The following is a 2695-nucleotide window of genomic DNA, read 5'->3' as shown; positions in this document are numbered from 1 at the left end:
GGAGGGCGACCAAGTCATCCTCCAGCGCCACATGGCGGGCATCAAGGCGCCGCCATTCTGGCAAATGGCCATGAGCGCCAATGGCCTCGACCCCCAAGCCACCGTCGACCGCTGGCAAATCTGCCGGTTCACACCGCCCAGCCACATCATGATCGATGTGGGCGTCGCGCTCACGGGCCAAGGCGGTTTTGACGCCGCACCCGAGCACAAGGCCTACAGCGTGGTGGTGGATTTCATCACGCCCGAAACGGAAACCTCGCACTGGTACCACTGGGGCATGGCCCGCCAGTTCAAGCCGGAAGACGCCGCATTGACCGACAAGATTCGCCAAGGCCAAGGCGGCATCTTCAACGAAGACATGGCGATGCTGCAATTGCAACAAAAGAACATCAGCGCCTGGCCGGAGCGCAAACTGCTGATGCTCAACATCGATGCGGGTGGCGTGCAATCGCGACGCATCATCGACCGCTTGCTGGCCCAAGAAAAAACCACCGGAATCACGGCATGAACACGACAGACCCGACCCAAATCCCCCTGGCCGCCGACGGCGGCTTTGAAGTCCAATTGCAAAAAAGTGGCCAGATCCTGACAGTCAGCAAAGACCAATCGATTCTGGCCGCCCTGCAAGATGCCGGGCTCGATGTGCCTTTTTCATGCTCCCAAGGCATCTGCGGCACCTGCCTGACTCCGGTGCTGGCAGGCCAACCCGACCACTGGGACATGTACCTCACGCCCGAAGAGCAGGCCAAAGGTGATTGCATCATGGTGTGCTGCTCACGCAGCCAGACGGCCAGGTTGGTGCTGGATTTGTAAGGTGCAGACCATCGGGCTGGTTTTGAAAGTCATGCTGAACAATCGATGAACGCTACTTTGGACATCCTGGGCATCACCGGGCCGATTTATCTGGCCATTGCGCTGGGCTTTCTGTGCACCCGGTACGGGGTTTTTGCCAAGGCTGACATGCAGTTGTTTGGCAAGTTCACCATCCATTTGGCATTGCCGGCCTTGTTGTTCAATGCGTTGTCGCAGCGCAGTGTGGGCGAAATTCTCAATGGGCAATATTTAGGGGCCTACGCATTGGGCTCCTTGCTGGTGATGCTCTTGGGCTTGTGGTGGGCGCGCAAGATCAAGGGCTACAGCCTGAGTTACAGCAGCACCATGGCCATGGGCATGTGTTGCCCCAACAGCGGTTTTGTTGGCTACCCGATCATCTTGTTGTCTTTGGGACCGGTGGCGGGCGTAGCGCTGGCCCTCAACATGGTGATCGAGAATTTTTTGTTGCTCCCCCTGCTGATGGCCATCGCCGATTCACAAGGCGGGCAGTCCAGTCGGTGGCAGCGGGTGCTGGGGCAAACGTTCAAGAACCTGGCCAGAAACCCCATGATCTGGGGCATTCTGGGCGGGTTCCTGTTTTCGTGGTCAGGCCTGCACATGCCCGCCGCCATCGGCAGCACCATCAACCTGTTTGCACAATCCAGCGCAGCCTTGTCGCTTTTTGTGATCGGGGGGGCTTTGGTGGGCCTGAAGGTCGATGGTCTGAAAATGCCGGTGACCCAAATCGCGGTGGGTAAATTGCTGATTCACCCTTTGGCCATTTGGGCGGTGCTGGTCTGGTGGGTGCCGATCGATGACCCGGCTTTGCGCGCAGCCGCCTTGCTCACCGGGGCCATGCCCATGCTGGGCATCTACACCATCCTGAGCCAACGCCACGGGCACGGTGCCGTCAGCGCTGCGGCTTTGCTGGTGACCACGGTGTTGTCTTTCTTTACGCTCAGCGCTGTGTTGTGGGTGCTCAAGTCCTGAGCCCTGAGCCCTGAGTCCCAATGGCCATCGCGCAGGCTTGCCTGTGCATCACTTTGGCGTGAGCCATGGCCCGGCCAGTTCGGTGATGAGCGCCAAGGTCGCTTGTTGGGTCAGGGTGGTCGGGCGCAAGGAGCTGATGGCCGTGGTCAGCTGAATGGTCAGCGCCGGCGCGCACACCTGACGCACTGAAAATGCCGAGGGCCGCACCGAGCGCATGACCGCATTGCGCGACAGGATGGCGTAGCCTGCACCGTCTGCCACCAGATCAAGGATGGCACCCACACCATCGATTTCCAGGGCAATCTGCGGGCGGCAACCAATCGCCGCCATTTCGGATTCAACATGCATGCGGATCGCATTCGGGCGGGTCGGAATGATCAGGGGCAGGGCGGCCACATCGTGCAGGCGAACAGGCGGTGGCGGTGGGTCTTCTTGCAGGCCGGGCGGTCGCGGTTGCACCAGCAGCAATTCTTCGCGCAGCAGCGGGGTGTGCTCGATACCGGGGGTTGGGCTGGGGTTGTAAAGCACGGCAATGTCCAGGCGACCGTTTTGCAGGTTTTCCTGCATGGCGCTTGACAGGCCCTCGCTGATCGACAACTGGGCCTCGGGCATTTTCAAGCGGAAAGCCCGTGTGATGGGCACGGTGAGCACGCGTGCCACGCTGGGCGGCAGACCCAAAGCGACCCGGCCCGACAGGCCGCTGCGCACCCGGCCCAGTTCTTCCCGGGCACGCTCGACCTGGTGCAAGATGCCCCGCCCGTGCTCCATCAGCAGTTGTCCTGCCTGCGTGGGGGTGGCGCCCCGGCCATTGCGCACCAGCAGGTTTTGTCGCAGTTCCACCTCCAGCAGGCGCACTTGGCGGCTCAGTGCGGGTTGGGCAATGTTCAGGGCT

The 2695-nt window shown here is 61.2% G+C and carries 3 protein-coding genes and 1 pseudogene; 3 read left to right on the top strand and 1 reads right to left on the bottom strand.

Annotation, left to right across the window (positions count from 1 at the left end; all coding sequences use genetic code 11):
- The 3 genes and pseudogenes from ACIQ3A_RS14885 to ACIQ3A_RS14875 all read left to right on the top strand — a co-directional run.
- Nucleotides 1–508: pseudogene (locus ACIQ3A_RS14885) on the top strand (aromatic ring-hydroxylating dioxygenase subunit alpha); the annotation flags it as partial.
- Complete coding sequence (locus ACIQ3A_RS14880; RefSeq protein ID WP_396432506.1) at nt 505–813, top strand: 2Fe-2S iron-sulfur cluster-binding protein; 309 nt, start codon at nt 505–507, stop codon at nt 811–813. The pseudogene ACIQ3A_RS14885 and the gene ACIQ3A_RS14880, both read left to right, overlap by 4 nt.
- A gap of 45 nt (nt 814–858) precedes the next feature.
- Nucleotides 859–1803, top strand: coding sequence for an AEC family transporter (locus tag ACIQ3A_RS14875; protein WP_396432505.1), 945 nt, complete (start codon nt 859–861; stop codon nt 1801–1803).
- Between the two features lie 48 nt (nt 1804–1851).
- On the opposite strand, the gene ACIQ3A_RS14870 is transcribed toward ACIQ3A_RS14875, so the two are convergent.
- Nucleotides 1852–2695 (bottom strand): LysR substrate-binding domain-containing protein (locus tag ACIQ3A_RS14870; protein ID WP_396432504.1); only part of this gene is annotated, 844 nt, incomplete at its 5' end.

It is taken from the genome of Limnohabitans sp. (assembly GCF_044361985.1).
In the GTDB taxonomy this organism is placed as follows: Bacteria; Pseudomonadota; Gammaproteobacteria; order Burkholderiales; family Burkholderiaceae_C; genus Limnohabitans_A.
Note: the sequence above shows the minus strand (reverse complement) of the source record. Positions and strands in the feature narration are given on the sequence as shown.

Coding starts and splice junctions, on each gene's coding strand:
- ACIQ3A_RS14875 (WP_396432505.1), top strand. CDS start 859: ATGAACGCTACTTTGGACATCCTGGGCATCACCGGGCCGATTTATCTG.
- ACIQ3A_RS14880 (WP_396432506.1), top strand. CDS start 505: ATGAACACGACAGACCCGACCCAAATCCCCCTGGCCGCCGACGGCGGC.